The sequence below is a fragment of the Frondihabitans sp. 4ASC-45 genome, assembly GCF_049472575.1.
In the GTDB taxonomy this organism is placed as follows: domain Bacteria; phylum Actinomycetota; class Actinomycetes; order Actinomycetales; family Microbacteriaceae; genus Frondihabitans.
The window spans coordinates 69,295-86,656 of sequence record NZ_JBCEBN010000009.1 but is presented as its reverse complement, the minus strand read 5'-3'; the positions used below and the strand labels follow the sequence as shown (position 1 = coordinate 86,656).

General features: G+C 65.5%; 18 protein-coding genes. 1 reads left to right on the top strand and 17 read right to left on the bottom strand.

The features are described from left to right. Positions 1-6: 6 nt before the first annotated feature. The 17 genes from rpsG to VH571_RS13840 form a co-directional block, all read right to left on the bottom strand. Positions 7-477, bottom strand: a complete 471-nt coding sequence (gene rpsG / locus VH571_RS13920; protein WP_055964944.1) for a 30S ribosomal protein S7 — start codon at positions 475-477, stop codon at positions 7-9. Next, entirely contained in the window at positions 477-851 is a 375-nt protein-coding gene (gene rpsL / locus VH571_RS13915) for a 30S ribosomal protein S12 (RefSeq protein WP_055964941.1), read from the bottom strand. The genes rpsG and rpsL overlap by 1 nt, the downstream gene beginning before the upstream one ends. Positions 852-1,120: 269 nt before the next feature. Continuing rightward, positions 1,121-1,591, bottom strand: coding sequence for a CBU_0592 family membrane protein (locus VH571_RS13910; RefSeq protein WP_423265071.1), 471 nt, complete (start codon positions 1,589-1,591; stop codon positions 1,121-1,123). A 154-nt stretch (positions 1,592-1,745) separates the two neighbouring features. Beyond that, on the bottom strand, positions 1,746-2,198 hold the full coding sequence (locus tag VH571_RS13905) for a DUF6121 family protein (protein ID WP_423265070.1): 453 nt from the start codon (positions 2,196-2,198) through the stop codon (positions 1,746-1,748). A gap of 244 nt (positions 2,199-2,442) precedes the next feature. Beyond that, positions 2,443-3,240 (bottom strand): hypothetical protein, encoded by a 798-nt coding sequence (locus tag VH571_RS13900; protein WP_423265069.1) that lies wholly within the window; start codon positions 3,238-3,240, stop codon positions 2,443-2,445. Positions 3,241-3,242: 2 nt separating this feature from the next. Continuing rightward, a complete protein-coding gene (locus VH571_RS13895) occupies positions 3,243-4,118 on the bottom strand; it encodes a hypothetical protein (RefSeq protein WP_423265068.1) in 876 nt (291 codons plus the stop codon). Then, positions 4,115-5,164, bottom strand: a complete 1,050-nt coding sequence (pilM, locus tag VH571_RS13890) for a type IV pilus assembly protein PilM (protein WP_423265067.1) — start codon at positions 5,162-5,164, stop codon at positions 4,115-4,117. Before pilM ends, VH571_RS13895 begins: the two co-directional genes overlap by 4 nt. A gap of 46 nt (positions 5,165-5,210) precedes the next feature. Then, positions 5,211-6,041, bottom strand: coding sequence for a prepilin peptidase (locus tag VH571_RS13885; protein ID WP_423265066.1), 831 nt, complete (start codon positions 6,039-6,041; stop codon positions 5,211-5,213). Continuing rightward, positions 6,038-7,903, bottom strand: coding sequence for a hypothetical protein (locus VH571_RS13880; protein ID WP_423265065.1), 1,866 nt, complete (start codon positions 7,901-7,903; stop codon positions 6,038-6,040). Before VH571_RS13880 ends, VH571_RS13885 begins: the two co-directional genes overlap by 4 nt. Beyond that, entirely contained in the window at positions 7,903-8,619 is a 717-nt protein-coding gene (locus VH571_RS13875; protein WP_423265064.1) for a prepilin-type N-terminal cleavage/methylation domain-containing protein, read from the bottom strand. Before VH571_RS13875 ends, VH571_RS13880 begins: the two co-directional genes overlap by 1 nt. Continuing rightward, on the bottom strand, positions 8,616-9,983 hold the full coding sequence (locus VH571_RS13870) for a hypothetical protein (RefSeq protein ID WP_423265063.1): 1,368 nt from the start codon (positions 9,981-9,983) through the stop codon (positions 8,616-8,618). The genes VH571_RS13875 and VH571_RS13870 overlap by 4 nt, the downstream gene beginning before the upstream one ends. Positions 9,984-10,065: 82 nt before the next feature. After that, complete coding sequence (locus tag VH571_RS13865; RefSeq protein ID WP_423265062.1) at positions 10,066-10,536, bottom strand: type II secretion system protein; 471 nt, start codon at positions 10,534-10,536, stop codon at positions 10,066-10,068. 226 nt (positions 10,537-10,762) lie between these two features. Continuing rightward, positions 10,763-11,233 (bottom strand): type II secretion system protein, encoded by a 471-nt coding sequence (locus tag VH571_RS13860; protein WP_423265061.1) that lies wholly within the window; start codon positions 11,231-11,233, stop codon positions 10,763-10,765. 238 nt (positions 11,234-11,471) lie between these two features. Further along, positions 11,472-11,954 carry a type II secretion system protein gene (locus tag VH571_RS13855; protein WP_423265060.1) on the bottom strand — a complete coding sequence of 161 codons (483 nt, stop codon included), beginning with the start codon at positions 11,952-11,954 and terminating at the stop codon, positions 11,472-11,474. Between the two features lie 41 nt (positions 11,955-11,995). Beyond that, positions 11,996-13,222 (bottom strand): type II secretion system F family protein, encoded by a 1,227-nt coding sequence (locus VH571_RS13850; protein ID WP_423265059.1) that lies wholly within the window; start codon positions 13,220-13,222, stop codon positions 11,996-11,998. After that, positions 13,222-14,835, bottom strand: a complete 1,614-nt coding sequence (locus tag VH571_RS13845) for a PilT/PilU family type 4a pilus ATPase (protein WP_423265058.1) — start codon at positions 14,833-14,835, stop codon at positions 13,222-13,224. The genes VH571_RS13850 and VH571_RS13845 overlap by 1 nt, the downstream gene beginning before the upstream one ends. 91 nt (positions 14,836-14,926) lie before the next feature. Further along, positions 14,927-16,594 carry a GspE/PulE family protein gene (locus tag VH571_RS13840; RefSeq protein WP_123939615.1) on the bottom strand — a complete coding sequence of 556 codons (1,668 nt, stop codon included), beginning with the start codon at positions 16,592-16,594 and terminating at the stop codon, positions 14,927-14,929. A 366-nt stretch (positions 16,595-16,960) separates the two neighbouring features. Here VH571_RS13840 and VH571_RS13835 point away from each other — a divergent pair, with 366 nt between their 5' ends. Continuing rightward, complete coding sequence (locus VH571_RS13835; RefSeq protein WP_423265057.1) at positions 16,961-17,356, top strand: hypothetical protein; 396 nt, start codon at positions 16,961-16,963, stop codon at positions 17,354-17,356. Positions 17,357-17,362 lie beyond the last annotated feature (6 nt).

Genomic DNA, 17,362 nt, shown 5'->3' with positions numbered 1-17,362 from the left:
GAAGTCTTACCAGCGGTAGTGAGCGAACGCCTTGTTCGACTCGGCCATCTTGTGCGTGTCTTCGCGACGCTTGACAGCAGCGCCGAGACCGTTCGACGCATCGAGGATCTCGTTCATGAGACGCTCGGTCATCGTCTTCTCGCGACGGGCCTTGGCGTAGCTGGTGAGCCAGCGGAGAGCCAGGGTGTTGGCACGGTGAGGCTTGACCTCGACGGGCACCTGGTAGGTGGAGCCACCGACGCGACGCGAACGGACCTCGAGGGTCGGACGCACGTTGTCGAGTGCCTTCTTCAGCGTGGCGACGGCGTCCTGGCCGTTCTTCGCGGAGACACCGGCGAGGGCACCGTAGACGATGCGCTCGGCGAGGCCCTTCTTGCCATCAAGAAGGATCTTGTTGACGAGCTGGCTGACGATGGGGGCGCCGTAGACGGGGTCTGCGACGACGGGACGCTTGGGAGCGGGACCCTTACGAGGCATTACTTCTTCTCCATCTTCGCGCCGTAGCGGCTGCGAGCCTGCTTGCGGTTCTTGACGGCCTGGGTGTCGAGGGCGCCACGAACGATCTTGTAACGGACACCGGGGAGGTCTTTCACACGACCGCCGCGAACGAGCACCATCGAGTGCTCCTGAAGGTTGTGGCCTTCACCGGGAATGTACGCGGTCACCTCGGTGCCGTTGGAGAGCTTCACACGGGCGACCTTGCGGAGCGCGGAGTTCGGCTTCTTGGGGGTGGTGGTGTACACACGGGTGCACACGCCACGCTGCTGGGGGTTGGCCTTCAGGGCGGGGGCCTTGGTCTTGACGACCTTCGGCGTGCGTCCCTTTCGGACCAGCTGCTGAATAGTTGGCACTGGTTCTCCTTGACTTGGTACTTCTCGGTGTTCTGGCCGGCCCGGTCGGACGGCTTCCTCATCTCTGGAGCACGACAGTCACACTTCGAAATAACGAAGAGTGGTCGTCGCGCGTCTCCCCCAACCAGCGCACTATGAGTGCACAGCACCTACGACACACGGTGGGGCCTGATCGGTTCGGCGAGAAGTTCGCCACTCCGAAGAGACGGTTAAACGGGCGCGCCGCTAAGCGCACACCCGAGCAAGAGTATCCCGTCGCCAGAGCAAGATCAAACGGGCTCAGCTGCGCTGCCGGCGAACCCGTGCTGCGTCTCGGCCTGACGGGCCTCGGTCGCACGAGCATCGACCTCGTGCTGAACGGCGGCGAGCGCCACGAACGCGAGAGCCGCGGTGACGACGGGGACGGAGTCGGCGAGGGTCGGGGCGGCGACGTGCTGAAGTTCGTCGGCGCGGATCCTGCGCTCTGTCTCTTCGAGGCGGGCGGCTTCGGCGGCGCGACGGGCTGCGGCACGGACACGCAGCATGCGCGTGAGGACGACGGCGGCGATGATCGCCCACACGCCGTTCACGACCGCCGAGGGCCAGGCGCCGTGGGCTGCGACGTTGAGGGAGATGAACAGGGCTCCCACCAGATTGCTGAGCTGATACACCGGCCCGTTCGACAGTCGTCCGAGTGAGAAGAGGCCGTAGCCGCTGAGGATGACGGCAGCGCCGACCCAGCCCAGGATGGAGAGAAACACGCTCAGATACTCCTTGTCGTGCGAGCGCGACGAAGCGGCCAGGAGATCTCTGGCGCCTCGGGGGAAAGTGCCCGGACGAGAGCCGAGCGACCAATTGTAGGCACGCTCGCAGCAGGGTTTCGACACCCCGAGAGAGGGTGTTTCGACGTGCATCTCAGCAGCCCTCGCGATGGCGTTCGGCCCGGTCGAGGAGCAGGGTTCCGGCGACCACGATCGCCGCCCAGACGGTGGTCGCGATGACGAAGGTCGACAGGGCATACCGGCCGGTGAACAGCACGAGCCAGACCGCTTCGCTGCGCCTCAGCGAGTAGAGCACCGCCCCGACGGCGAGCATGGCGACGTAGCTGGTGGCCAGGGTGATCAGTGCGGAAGCGAGGATCCTGGGCTGTCGCCTTTCGGGCTCGCGCTCGGCGACCCCGAAGCTCCGCGCCAGCACGAAGAAGACGGTCGCCATCGAGGCGAGCACCATGGTCGGCCCGAGCGTCGTGCCCGCATCGGACTCGACGATGAGGTCGCGGCCGGTGACGTAGAAGATCAGACCGGCGGTGAGGACGGCGAGCGCCAGGTGCGTGACCGTGGCCAGGAAGGCGAGGAGGCCGCGGGACATGAGGTCAGGGTACGCGGGGGCGGGGCGGGTCGTCTGGTCGGTTGCGGGTTTGGTGGCCGTTGGTGCGTCTGCTCGGCGGGGCCGGGGCCGGTGATCGGTGATCGGTGATCGGTGATTGTCCACGATGTGCTGATGTTCGGGCTGCGCCACCAGCAGATCGGGGACACTCACGCGCAACGGCGGCAGAGAAATGCCACGGGTCGGTCGATCGGGACCTCCGACCGACCCGTGGCGGCTTGTGCCCCTACTTGCCGGCGGCGGTGTCGGTGGAGGAGCTGGCTGAGGCCGCGTCGGCCGCGGTGGAGGTGGTGGACTGCTGCGTCTCTTGGACGGAGTCGGCGTCGGCGAGGGCGTAGACCAGGCCGCCGAAGGTCCAGTTGATTGTGTCGGTCGCATTGACGGAGTCAGTCGTCGACTCCCCGCCGGTGTCCGAAGATCCCGCGGCGCTGGTGATGTTGGTCACCAGGAACAGCCGATTTCCGTCGCGCATACCCTGGAGGAACGCCAGGGCCTGGGCATAGGTCCCCTGCACAGACACCGTCAACGGGATCGTCGTGAAGTTCGACGGGGTGATCAGCGAATCGGTCGTCGCGATGGGTGCGGAGGGTGTCGCGGATGCGCTCGGGGACGGTGTCGCCGTCGCCTCGCTGGTACCAGTGGATGCCGCGGCAGCGGGCGCGGCTGCGGCCACCGGCGCCACGTAGGCCGAGGCGGACCCGAACTGGATATTGCTCAGCGTTGCCTGGGACGACTTGGCGACGCCGTTCAGCTCGGTGATGAGCGAGCCCGTCTCGACGTCGGCGGGAACGGACTGCTTGAGGTCGGCCAGTTCGCTCTTGAGGTCGTCGAGAGAGTCGTACTGCCTTTTGAGCGAAGTCAGGCTGGTCTGAAGCTGAGCGTTCTGGGCCGTCACCGAATCCTCGGTGGCGCGAGCCGTACTGGCGGCATCGAGTTGGGGCTTGACTCCGAGGAGGAAGCCTCCCGCGACGACCACGATCGCGGCGACAACTGCGGCGATCATCATGAGGCGATTGCGATCCATGGTCACTTACCTTCCTTCGTGTAGGCGTCCGAGAAGGCCTTCTCGTCGATGTGGACGACTACGCCTGCCGTATAGACACCGGTCTGCAGCTGGATCGTTCCCGCCTGGGCGTCCGTGTAGCCGGGCAGAGTCGCCAGCTTGGTCAGCCAGGTGGGAACGGACGGGAGCGACGTGCTCGTCGCGGAGAAGGTCAACGTGGCGACACGCTGCCCCTCGAGAGGTGTGGTCGCCTGCGCGTAGGACGCGACTGGCGACGCCGAATCGATCGTGACAGTAGCCAGAGTCATGCCGCTCGGGAGGGTCGCCTGCACCTTGGCGAGGTACGCCGGCCAGTTGATGTCGGTCGAACCGCCGACCTTGCGCGCTGCATCGATGAGGTCGACCTGCCCCTGAGTGGTCTTGACCGCCGAGTACTTCATCGTCTGCGACGCCAGGAAGGACGTCTGGTTCTGGGCCGAGGCGAGAGTCGCCTCGCTCCCCTGGGCGTAGAGGGCGGCGGTTCCGCCCGCTACTACGACGAGGATGGCCAGGCCTGCAACGGCTGTCCAGGCGCGACGCACATGAACGGCGGCTCGACGCTCGGCACGAACCTCGGGCGGCAGGAGATCGACTCGCGGAAGCCCGCCGATTGCGATGATCCCGCGATTCGGTTTGGGCTGCTTCGGCGGGGATGCCTCTCCAGCGGTCTGGGGCGCTGCCACCAGGCTTGTCGCCGCCGCGGACGGTGCCGGCACGAGAGGAACGTCCGCGGTCGATCGGCGGGTGCCCTTCGGCGCCTTGGTGCCTTTCGCCGCTTTGGTGCTCTTCGCCGCCTTGGCTGAAGCCGGACCGCGACCTTCAGCAGCGAGCTGCGCCTGCTTGGTCAGATAGAACTTCATGCTGCGCTCCCCAGAGCGAGTCCGAGGGCGACGGTCAACGACGTGACATTCGACCGGACGTCGACCTCGGACGCCGAGCGCGCGAAGGAGACCCCCTGGAGGGGGTCGGCGGCCACGACGGGGATCCTGGTCACCTCGGCGAGGGCCTCGGGAAGGCCTCTCAATTGAGCGCCACCTCCGGATAGGACGATGTGAGTGACGTGCTCGGTCGGCCGCGTGTTGGCGTAGTAGCTCACGGTGTTGCGGAGGCTTCCCAGCAGTTCGTTGACCGTCTCGAATATGACGGCGGATGCGGTCTTGTCCTCTTTGGTGGCCGAGCTCGACACGAGACCCAGCGTGCGCTTGGCCCCTTCGGCCAGTTCGCGCGGAATCTCGAGGCGCGAGGCGAGATCGTTGGTGATGTCGTCACCGCCCGACGGGATGAGGCGGACGAACTGGGGGACGCCGTCGGAGACGAGTACCACCGAGGTGGTCGAGGCGCCGATGTCGATCAGCGCGACAGTGCCCGTCAGGCGAGCACGGTTGACGAGCAGGCGCGACACGGCGAAGGGGATGAGGTCGACCCCGACAGCATGGAGACCGGCGAGCTTCGAAGCACGGACGTTGCCGAGCACAGCGTCTTTGACGGCGGCGATGAGCAGGCCGTTGATGACCGGGCCGTGCTCCCCGATGCCCTCCGACACCGGGTAGAAGTCCAGGAGCGCATCAGCAACCGGAATCGGAAGCATGTCCTGCACTTGAAAAGGCAGAGCCTCCTGGATACGGGCCTTGGAGGCCTTGGCGACTGTGAGATCACGCGCGAGAACCCGCTGATTGCCCATCCCCAAGACCACCTGCTTGCTCTTGAAGCCTGCCTGCGACCAGAGCGCCCTCATACTCTGGGCGACGGTCTGCGGCTCGATGACCTCTCCGCGGCTCACTGAACCGGCGGGCAGCGGTACCTCGCCGAAGCGCACGAGTGTGGGCCTGGCCGAGGTCGGGTTGGCGATCTCCACCGCGCGCAGCGAGGCTGCGCCGATGTCGACGCCGACGATGGACTTGCTCATTGGTTCTCCAAAGACGAAAGGCGGGGGTCGGGCGATGCCGTGAATATCACGAGGCCAGACCGAGCAGTGCGAGGTAGCCGTTCCAGACGGCTGGACCGGCGAAGACGCCGACCCACGCGCCGACGAGCATCCAGGGACCGAAGGGGATCCCGCCCTTCCTCCCCATGCGCTTGAGGGCGATCAACACGATGGAGAACACTCCACCGAAGAGGAAGGCCGAGAAACCTCCCACGATGAGGGGGCCCCACCCGAGGTATCCCAAGTAGAGGCCAAGGAGGCCGGCGAGCTTCACGTCGCCGAAACCCATGCCTGCCGGGTAGATGAAAGCGGCGATGAAGTAGAAGGCTCCGAGGATCACGAGACCGAGACCGGCGCGGCCGAGGTCGCCCCAGCTACCGGAAAACAGCGACGAGGCCGCGAGAAGCGTGGCGCCGACCGCGTACGACGGGTAGACGATCCTATCGGGCAGCCGGTGGTGCTCGCCGTCGATGATCCCGAGCGCCATGCTGACGGCCGCGAGGTACAGGAAGGCGGCAATGATAAGGATCCGGGCGACGAGCGGTCCTGACCCGAGCGATTCCGCGCCCACCGGCCAGAACCGGATGGCCACCACGACGAAGAAGACGCCGGTGGCGAATTCCACGAGGGGGTAGCGAGCGGAGATGGGGGTGCGGCAGTCGCGGCAGCGGCCACGCAGGACGAGCCAACTGAGGACGGGCACGTTGTCGAACGGACGGATTTCGGAATGGCAGGTCGGGCACGCGCTCGCCGGGTGCGAGACGGACATGCCGGCCGGTACGCGGTAGACGACGACGTTGAGGAAAGAGCCGATCACGAGACCGAAGAGGGCAGCGAGGACGGGGAGCGCGACGATCACAGGTTCGCACCTGTCGCCGAGATCGCTGTCTTGGACTCCGTAACCTGGGTGATGCCGTAGGTGGTCGAGACTGGTGAGAGGAACTTTGGTGGCGCCTGGAACGCCAGTCGGGAGTCGTACTGGTAGTTCTTCGCGTAGCCGGTGACGGTGGTGTTCCCCGAAGTCGTCGCGACGGTGCCACGGAATTTCTGAGCGATGGCGCCCAGCACGGTGAGCCTCCCCTTGGGGTAGTTGCGATCCGCGTCATAGTTCTGGACGGTGAAGGAGTGGAGCACACTCATGATCGCCGCGTCGATGGTGCGATCCGAGGCTGTCCGGTCGAGCAGCTCCCCTGCGTGAGTCGTCGTCACGGGGCGGGTACACGTAGCCGGCTTCCGCGTCGTGCCACAGTTGTACGTCTCGGTATCTGAGGTCGTGTAGGTCGCGGCGATCGGGTTGTAGACGATCACGTTGTTCTCGCCGATCAGGCCGAGCATGTCCTTCGACGCGTCGGCGTAAAGGACGTCGTCAGTCACGTAGAGGTAGTTGTTCGCCGCAACGGTGACATTTCCCTTGACTGTCCCTTGGACGAAAGCATCCCCGTTGGTGCAGCCGTAGGACGTCGCAGAGGGTGCTACCTCCCCCTTGGCCGGGAAGCCGACGCCGTTACCAGCCGTGGAGCCATCGGCTCCGGTGCACGAGTAGTTCTTGGGAGTTTTCGTGCCCCAGTAGTTCGGGTCGCCGCTACCTGCCGACTGAGGGACGTTTTGGACGTAGATGAGGTTGCTGTCGACCACGGGCATCGTCTGGCCACCGGGGCTGCCGAGAGTGCCACCGGCGGACGAGTAACCGGGAGTGCCGCAGCCGTCAGCCACGCTCCCGCCGGTCACCGGGTTCCCTTTGATGTTGGTAGCGAGGGTCCACGGCGAGTACACCGTCATCTTGCCGTCGGAGGTGAAGTTGATCGTCGTCGGCCCCGAGTAGAGGCAACCGGGTCGAGGCACCGTCGAGGCGGTCAGGTCGGAACGAGTCTCCTGAATCAACGATCCGATGGTCGAGGGCATCTGGACGATGTTCTTGGGAGAGACGACGAGACCGGTGTTGTCGCAAGAGGCTGCCGGAGTCGCGTAGAACGGGGCCGTAGGGTTCGCGGAACTGACGGTACTCCCGAAGGTCGCTCCGCAGATGTTCATCGTGTCGTTGCTGTGCGCCGGGCCGCTGATGACGTCGTTCGGGCCGAACTGGATGGTGGTGCAGTTGGGTCGGCTCGCGACAGCCCAACCGTACGCGGCCGTGCAGCCGGAGGTCAGAGCCGGGTCGCGGATCTCGTAGTCCGTAAAGTAGAGGAAGTCGAGGAATCCCGACTGCTTCAGGTCGGCAACCACAGTGCGCGTGACATTCCCGACGCGACCGGTGGACTGGAGGCGCAAGACACCCGAGGCCGCGTAGTTCGAATTGTTCACCTGGTAGCGGTAGGTGCCCCCGGTCGCAACGGATGGGTCAACCTTCGCCCAGGCAGTCGCAGGCGTTCCGGAGTCGGACCCCAGCCCGAAGGCCGGGTTGTTGTTCGTGCCGACGAAGGTGCTGCCCGTGCTGAACGTGTTGCCGAGAGCGCCGTACCGGCTGTACGAGTTGTCGTTGGCCAGCTTGGATTGGTAGTCCTCGACGCCGGCGTAGGCAGCTGCGCCGGCGGCGTTCCAGTTGGCATCGTAGACAGATTTCTGAGCACCCGAGACGGAGACCGAGACGATGGCGCCGCTCATGAGCATGAGGACGGTGCCGAGGATGATGACGGTGGCCAACGCCATACCGCGCTCGTCGTCGCGTGCGCCGATGACACGGAGGAGGCGCCCTCCGATGCGTGCCCTGAGAAGCTTCAACATCAGTTCGTCCTAGCGACGTTCAAGTTGGGGAGGCCGACCGTGTTGGTCAGCAGAGTCGATTGGTTGGCACTTGAGGACGCACCGAACTGCAGCGAAACGGTGACGGCGGCGACGTTCGACACCTGAGGGATGGCCACAGCGCCGACGACCGTGGGGATCGCTGCACCAGTCGAGTCGAGGTAGGTAAAAATCTTCGGGCCGCCCGCCGCGGGAAGGACCACGGGCGTGCCGAGGATGCGACTCGTGCAGGACGTCGTGCACGTCAGCACCGAGGGGAACGTGTAGAAACCATTGGACAGACTCGCCGTCCAGGTCCGTTCGACGAGATTCTTCGTCGTCGCATCGACGAAGAACTGGACGCGGATAGGTGCCACACTGCTCGACGCCAGGTTCACGTACGAGTAGACGGTGATGGCATTGTCGGTCGCCTGGACGAATGCCGGGTCAGGAAGAGACTGTCCCGCCACCACATTCGTGGAGGCCCCGCGCAAGACGCGTGTGACCTCGTCCATCGAGTTGGCGGCCGTGCGGTTCGTCGCGTCGATGGCGCGGTTCGTGATGTTGGCTCGGCTCGCGTTGACGAGGAAGCCACCGGTCATGGCGAGGAGGAAGCCGAAGACCGTCATCGAGACAAGCAGTTCGGCGAGCGAAAGCCCTCGCTCGGATGTTTGCCGATCGACAACGACGGAGAGACGGCGGCGGATGGCGCGAATCACGGGGTCACCCCTCTCGGGTCGAGTGTGACGGTGCTGCCGTTGACGGTCCCGCCGGTCAAGACGGCGTTCGACCCGGGCGTGATGCCGAGGAGACCGCCCAATGTCGAGAACTTCCAGGTGCCGAACGGAAGCGCGAGAACGGGCGAACCGGAGACGGCGTTGAAGGTGTACTGAACGCCGGTCTGGCAGCCAGGGTCGCCATTCGCCGTCGAGTTGACCGAGGTTGCGATGATGCCCGTGAGCCCGAGGGTATCCGGCAGTTTCACTACGCCCATCGGGATGTTGACCGGTGAGGTCAGCGCGCCCGGAGCGCCCCCCGTGGTGAAGCCCACACCGACCTTGCCGGCGGCGTTCTTGGTCGTCCAGTTTGCCGGATCCACGTTGAGGCAGGACGCGATCGGCTTGTTGGCTTTGTCGGTGAGACCGTTTGGCACGAGGGCTCCGGTCTCGTACGTGTAGGACGAGAAGGGAAAAAGAGCGACCGGGTTCGTGCTGCCGGGCTGGAAGGAGTCGATCCCGCCCGTCGTGGAGTTGAAGGTGAGGTCGAGGTCCGTCGGCAGCGACGCAGTGCCCGAGTAGTTCGAGGCATAGTTGAGCTTGAAAGTCGCGGCCGTATCGTAGGTGAACGGCACGGTGGTCGCAGTGCCAGCGACCGCCACGGCAGGGGTAAAGGATGGGTTGACGACCTGGTTGATATCGATCCCGTTGGTCTTGGTGATCGAAACCTTGTAGTTGCCGGGCTTGACCTTGAGCGCGTAGGTGCACCCGTTGGCGTCCGTGACCGACGGCGCGGCCACCGCGTCGGCGCCGTTCGGTGTGGTCGACGTCGGAGCGATCGTCACCGCGACGCCGGGTAGACCAGCCCCGTTCGCGCCGGTTACGGCGACGATGATCGTGCCCAGGTTCGGGTCGTTGATACGACTGTTCGGGGCCAGGACGGTGGAAGAACTGACCGACCCAGAGCCTCGCTGCCCATCCCAGGTCACGTTGTCGCGAATGGTCTTGAACTGGAGAGTCCCCGTGCCGGATCCGCAGGCACTGGTCGCGGTCGAGGAACTGTTCCACGCAACCGTTCGAGTGAGGTGATAGGTCGTGCCCTGAACGGTGGTGTCCCACTTCTTGCTCTGCACGGAGAAGACATCGGCGACCGAGCGCTGGAGGTCGAGATCCTGCGCGATCAAATTGGCCGCGGTGGTGCGCGCGCGGCCGTCGCGGGTCAGGAGGAGCGAGTTCGTGATCGTGGCGGCGACGCCGACGGCGATCATCGAGAAGACCATCATCGCGATGATGACCTCGACGAGGCCGAGGCCGGCTTCGGGGTCGCGGTCGACGATGGCGCGGAGTTGGCGGGTGATGCGGTTCATTCGAGGTCACCTCCTCAGGTGGTCTTGTAGCGCGGTGTGATGCGGGCGCCGTGTCCGACGCCCGCCTCGCGCGCGGTGCAAGTTACGGAGTAGCGGTCGGGGTCGTGCACGACGAAGGAATGGTCACGGTCGTTGTGACTTTCGTCACACCCGAGGAGTCCGTTGCGAAGTACGTGTCGCCGGACTTGCTGATTGCGGCCACGCAAAAGACGTTTCCGGTGGTCTTGAGCGTGATTGTGCCGGTGTTGGCGCCCTTGGTGTAACCGGCGTCGCTGATGTTCGCCACGCTGCCGAGATCGGCATTCGTTGCCGGCAGACTGCCGCTGGTCGTCTGAATGGAGATGACGGCAGTTTTCGCGTTCGTCAGGTCGGACTGCGTGGCCGAGGCCTTGGCGTTGTTCTGCACGCCGAGGTACACGGGGATCGCGATCGCGGCGAGGATGCCGATGATGATCACGACGACCAGGAGCTCGATGAGCGTGAAGCCCTTGTCGGCGTCCTGGGTGAGGTTCTTACGGCGAGCGTTGAGCTTGCCCATGAGTGCTGCGTACATGTTCTCGTCCTGTCGGGATAAAGGAAGTGGGAGGGAGTGGCGGCAAGTTCCGGCTGCCACTACTGACGCTATTTGTGGGCGAAGGGGTACAGAATCCCGCATCCGGGGGGTTTGGGGCCATTTACTGACCCCAGTCCGGGGCGGCGCGACAGGGCGTCCACGTACCAGTCGAAAAGGCGGCCCCGCAATAGCGGGACCGCCCTTCGGCGATTTGGGAGGGGAGGGATTAGCCAGCGACGAACGCACCGTCGGCGTTGCAGGTGCCCTTGGCGACGCCGAGAGTGTCCGTCTCGGCAAAAGTGTCCTTCGTGGCCGAAACGCCCTGGACGCAGAAGCCTGTACCGGCCTTATTGACCATGAGCATGATGCTGGTCGTGTTAGCGCCACGAGTCGCACCAGCGCCGGTGAGAGCCGCGGTCAAGTCCGAGGTCGAGCTATAGGTCGCAGCGAGGGTAGACACGGCCGTTCCAGACGTCTGGAGGCTGACGACAGCGGTCTTGAAGTTCGTGAGGTCGGACTGCGTGGCGGAGTTCTTCGCGTTGTTCTGCACGCCGAGGTACACGGGGATCGCGATCGCGGCGAGGATGCCGATGATGATCACGACGACCAGGAGCTCGATGAGCGTGAAGCCCTTGTCGGCGTCCTGGATGAGGTTCTTACGGCGAGCGTTGAGCTTGCCCATGAGCACTGCGTACATTTTGAATCCTGTCGAGGGAGGGAGGGGTGATCGAGGAGGCAAGCCCTGCCTGCCGAGATAGACGCTACGAGCGCGGGATCGGGGGGAGAATCCCGCATCCGGGGGGTTTCTCAGCAAACCCTGGCCCCAGTTAGGGGTAACAGAACCCCCGATCAGGGACCAGTTAGCCGTGAGCGGCCAAGGAACAACCTCGGCACCCCGTGGGGCACCGAGGCTTGAGCAGCTTTCACCTGAAGGGTCAGGGCGCGGAGGTGACATTTGTCGTCGAGAACAGGCCGGCGGACGTGCAGGAGCCCTTGGCGACTCCGAGCAAATCGGTCGCCGCGAAACTCTTGCCCGACTTCGAGATTCCGAGGAGGCAGTAGCTCGTGCCGTTCGGGTAGAAGGTCAGGCTCGTCGTGCTGGACCCGAGTGTCGCCCCGGCCTGACTGGTGGTGGTGTCGAACGCCGCCGTGGGAGTCCAGGTCGTCTTGGCCGCGGCCAGCGCCGAACCGTTGCTCGTCTGGATGCTCACCGCAGCCGTCTTCAGGTTGGTGAGGTCCGACTGAACACCGGAGTCCTTCGCGTTGTTCTGCACGCCGAGGTACACGGGAATCGCGATGGCGGCGAGGATGCCGATGATGATCACGACGACCAAGAGCTCGATGAGCGTGAAACCTCGGTCGGGATCCTGAAGCACTGTTTTTCGGCGCCGCTGGAGGGCGGTGAGGAGCGTGGTCACAAAGGGTCCGTTCGGGTGGCGGGTGAGGGGGCGAGCCGAGCTCAGTGGATCAGCGACGTGATCTGGAAGATCGGCAGGTAGAGGGCAACGATCATGCCGCCGACCACGACGCCGAGGAAGGCGATCAGGAGCGGCTCGATGAGGGACGTGAGTGCCTCGGTGGTCGCCTGCACTTCCGCGTCGTAGAAGAGCGCGATCTTCTCGAGCATGGTTTCGAGGGATCCTGCGTCTTCTCCGACCGAGATCATCTGCGTGACCATCGCGGGGAACACCCCGGCCTCCGACAGCGGCACGGCGATCGACTCGCCCTGGCGGACCGACTCGGCGACCGTGACGAGGGCCTTCTGCAGCACGTAGTTGCCCGAGACCTCCCCCACGATGCGGAGTGCGGTCAGGATCGGCACACCGGCGCCGATCATGTTCGAGAAGTTGCGGCTGAAACGCGCGATGGCGATCTTGCGGATCAGCGGGCCGAAGACCGGCAGCTTGAGCTTGAGCGGGTCGACGACGCTGCGGACCTTCTCCGTGTTCTTGTTGACGCGCCACCAGGCCGAGAAGGCGAGGAGAACGACAGCCCCGATGGGAACGACGTAGACCATCGCGTGCGAGGCGTAGACGAGCAGCTGAGTCGGCAGGGGAAGTTTGCCCCCGAGCGACGCGAACATGCTGCTGAAGATCGGCACGATGAACGTCAGCATGACGATGACGGCGATGATCGACATCGCCAGCACGACGACCGGGTAGGTCATCGCCGACTTGATGGTGCCGGTCAGCTTGACTTCCTTCTCGAAGTTCGTCGCGAGCGAGTCGAGGGCCGAGTCGAGGAACCCGCCCGTCTCACCGGCGCGGACCATGTTGATCATGATCGGCGGGAGGTACTGCGCGTGCTTGCCGATGGCGTCGGAGAACGACACACCGGTCTCGACGTCCTCGCGCACCTCGGTGAGGATCTTCGCGAGCTTCTCGTTCTCTGTCTGCTCGGAGAGGATTGAGAGGGTGCGCAGCAGCGACAGACCCGACGAGATCATCGTCGACATCTGGCGGCTCATGATCGCGAGGTCTTTGAGCTTGACGCCCTTCGAGAATCCCGGGATCGAGATCTCGCGCTGGAGACCCGTGCTGCTCGACTCCGAGATCGCGATCGGCGCGACGCCCATGGTGCGGAGGCGCGAGACGACGGCACCCTCGCTGGAGGCCTCGACCTTCCCCTTGACGATCTTGCCGGCGGAATCGCGCCCCCGGTAGGCGTAGGTCAGACTGGCGGCCATCAGTGCTCACTCCTCGAGAAGGCGTCACCGAAATCGATGCCGCCGGCGTCCATGCCCGTGCCGGCACCGGTGTCGGTGCGCGTGACGAGGCGGTGGAAGCCCTCTTCGTCGTGCACCTTCTCCATGGCCGCCTTGAGCGTGATCTTTCCGGTGTTGACCAGGTCGGCGAGATCCTGGTCCATGGTGTGCATGCCGAGTTCGCGGCCGGCCTGCATCGACGACGAGATCTGGTACGTCTTGCCCTCGCGGATGAGGTTGCCGACGGCCGGGGTCATCATCATGATCTCGGTCGCCACGATGCGCCCGCGACCCGTGGCCCGCGGAACGAGCGTCTGGCAGACGACGCCGCGCAGGGTGGCGGCGAGCTGCGTTCGCACCTGATCCTGCTGGTGGGGCGGGAACACGTCGATGACACGGTCGATGGTCTGCGCGGCATCCTGCGTGTGCAGGGTCGCGAAGACGAGGTGGCCGGTCTCGGCGGCGGTCAACGCGACCGAGATGGTCTCGAGGTCGCGGAGCTCGCCGATGAGGATGACATCAGGATCCTGGCGCAGCACGTGCTTGAGCGCATTGGCGAAACTGTGCGTATCTGCGCCCACCTCCCGCTGATTGACCAGGGCCTTCTTGTGGGTGTGCATGAATTCGATCGGGTCTTCGACGGTGACGATGTGGTCGGCACGCGTCTCGTTGACCAGGTCGATCAGGGCCGCGAGAGTCGTCGACTTTCCGGATCCGGTCGGTCCGGTCACGAGGACGAGCCCGCGGGGCAGACCGGCGAACTTGCCGATGACCGGGTCCATGCCGAGCTGGTCGAGCGTCTTGATCTCGGTGGGGATGAGACGGAACACGGCGCCGAGCACGCCGCGCTGCTGGTAGAAGTTCACGCGGAACCGCGACTCGGGCGAGAGCGTGTACGCGAAGTCGAGCTCGAGCTCGGTGTCGAATTGATCCTGGCGGTCGGCCGTCAGGAGGCTGGCCAGAGCCTGCTGCACCTTCGCGCGATCCCACGGCTCCGGCGACATGGCCGGCTGGAGGTGCCCGTCGACCCGGATGGTGGGAGCGGCGTCGACCGTGATGTGGAGGTCGGACGCGCCCTGGTGCACGACCTGGCAGAGAGCCTCGATCAGCTCCTTGTCGGCGTCGGTGCGAGCGTGGTGGCTGAGCTCGATGCCGGCGGTAGCGCCCAGGGGGTCGAATGCTGCGGTGGCTGGCGCGGATCCTGCGCTCTCGATGCGGTGGACCGGTGCGGCGGGAGCCGGGGTGAACGGGGTTGTCGCGGGGACGGCCGCCGGCGCCGGGAACGACGACGTGGGCCACACCGGAGCCTCGGTCGGGGCGGGGAGGTCGAACACCCGGGGCGAGTCGGGCGCCGGCGGGAGGCCGGCGGAGCGGGAGTCGAGCATCGCGGCGGACGCCGGAACGACCAGGTCGGGGAACGCCGTCACGCCCGGCGAGAGCGGCGACGACGGCTGCTCGCGAGCCCAGCGCCGGCTGCCGACGGGGGCGGGCGTCCAGCCACCGGCGGGAGTCGTATCGGAGGCGTCGTCGAGGGAGTACACGGGACGCGAAGTGCCGTTCGGCGGCGTCTGCGGATCGTAGAGCGAGTCACTCATCGTGGGTGTCCGTTCGTGGGGTGATCGTGATCGTGCGTGGCCCAGCGCCACGTCGGGGTCGCCCTGGCTCGCGCCACGGCGGTGTCGGGGTCTAGGCCACGACTCGGAGGATCTCTTCGACGCTGGTGAGGCCCTGCTTGGCCTTCTCCCAGCCGTCCTGGCGGAGCGTGAGCATGCCCTGCTCCTGAGCGAGCCGCGCGATTTCGGCGCTGGAGGCGCGTTTGACGGCGAGGCGCTCGATGTCTTCGGAGACCGCCATGACCTCGTGAAGGGCGACGCGGCCGCGGTAGCCGGTGTTGGAGCACGACTGGCAGCCGACGGGCTCGAACACGACCGGCGGCGCGAGATCGGGGTCGATGTGGAACTTGAGCGCGTTCAGGTGCATCGGCGTGTACTCGGCGGGGCGCTTGCACCGGTCGCAGAGCCGACGCGCGAGACGCTGGGCGACCACGCAGTCGAGTGCGGAGCCGACGAGGAACGGCTCGATGTCCATCTCAGTCAATCGGACGATAGCGCTCGGGGCGTCGTTCGTGTGAAGCGTGGAGAGCACGAGGTGACCGGTGAGCGACGCTTCGATGGCGATCTGCGCCGTCTCGTGGTCGCGGATCTCGCCGAGGAGGACGACGTCGGGGTCGGAGCGGAGAATGCTGCGCAGTGCGCTGGCGAACGTGAGGCCGGCCTTCGGGTTGACCTGCACCTGATTGATGCCGGGCATGCGGTACTCGACCGGGTCTTCGACCGTGATCACGTTGATCTCGGGCCGCGCGACCGCGTTGAGCGTCGTGTACAGCGTCGTCGACTTGCCCGAGCCGGTCGGGCCGGTGACGAGGATCATGCCGTAGGGCTTCGAATACGACTCGGCGAAGACGTCGAAGTTGCGCTCGAGCATATTGAGGTCGCGCAGGCTCATCGACGTGTTCGAGTTGTCGAGAATTCGCATGACGACCTTCTCGCCCCACACCGTGGGGAGGGTAGCCACGCGGAGGTCGATCTGCCGGTTGCCGTGGCGAACCGACATGCGGCCGTCCTGCGGGCGGCGACGCTCGGCGATGTCGATCTCGCTCATGATCTTGAGGCGCGAGATGACGCCGTTCTGGATGCTCTTGGGGGCCGGCTGCATCTCGTGGAGCACGCCATCGATGCGATAGCGGACCCGCACCTCGTTCTCGCCGGGCTCGATGTGGATGTCCGAGGCCTGGTCGGTGATCGCCTGGCTGACCAGCAGGTTGACGAACCGGACGATCGGCACGTCGTCGTCAGGGCTGCCCGCGATGTCCATCGCGCTCTGATCCTGGACGGTGTTCTCCTCCTCCAGCGTGGAGGTGAGGTCGTTCAGCTCGTCGTCGGCACGGATGTAGCGGTCGATGGCGGTCTTGAGATCGCCCTTCTCCGCCATCACCCATTCGATGGGCATCCGCGAAGCGGCGCGCACGTCGTCGAGAGCGAAGACGTTGCCGGCATCGCTGACGGCGACGAGCAGCAGCCCGCCCTGGATCGAGATCGGCAGCGCGCCGTGGCGCCGTGCGATCGCGGCGGAGACCATCGTGACGGCGTTGCGGTCGACCGGGTAGTCGACGAGCTCGACGAACGACATGCCCGCCGCCTGAGCGCGCGCCTTCGCGATCTGCAGCTCGGAGACGACACCGCGCGCGAGGAGGTCGCGAACGCTCGCCTCTTCGTCGGCCGGATTGCTCATCAGGTCGAGCTGCTCGATCGGCAGAAGACCGTGCAAGATCAGGATCTCGGTCATCGACGCCATGCGGAACCTCCTAGGACAGGGGGCCGCGAACGGTGCACGCGACCGAGCCCGCCATGGGGAGCGGACCAGGCAAGTGTCACCCGATCGCCGTGCGGGGTACACGTCCCAATCGGAGTGGCACCCGTTGGGGGCGCGCCCCGAGCAAGCCCTAAAAGAGGGCCTCTGCGCAAAATGAGAATCTCTGCTTTGACATATCAAATTGGAGGTGTGAGGGTGGGGGCGGGCCGTTCTGTGGCCCGCCCCGCAGGCGGATTGTTGGAGCAACCCGTCTGCTGTTCGTGGAAGGACCACGAACTCATCACTACTGGAGCAATGATGTTCAAGTCTAAATCGAGTCGAACAGGACGCACATGGACGGTGGCCACCGTGCTAATAGCGCCTGCCCTTCTGGGTATCACCGTTCCCAGCGTCGCCTCAGCTGCAACACCGGCCGGCATCGCGGCTACCGCGTCGAGCTCTTCGGCTCAACCCAACGCGCCCAGGGTCCTCTCGGCCGCTGGCACGCCTCAAGGCTCTGTCTCTGCCACCGGCCTCGGCGCAAATTCTGCCGCAGGGGCAGAATCACGCGGCGCCATCAGCACACTGCTCAAACTCTTCTCGACCGGGGTCAAGAAGATTCCGGGCCTCTGGAGCACGTTCTCAAACGGCGTCAAGAAGGCCTACACCTGGTTTGCGAACAACACATGGAAGGCCGTCAAGGCTATCGCGGCGGCCGTCTCGTTCCTTCTGAACGCCTACGAGGTCTGGAGAGGCTTCCACTAGCCGCAA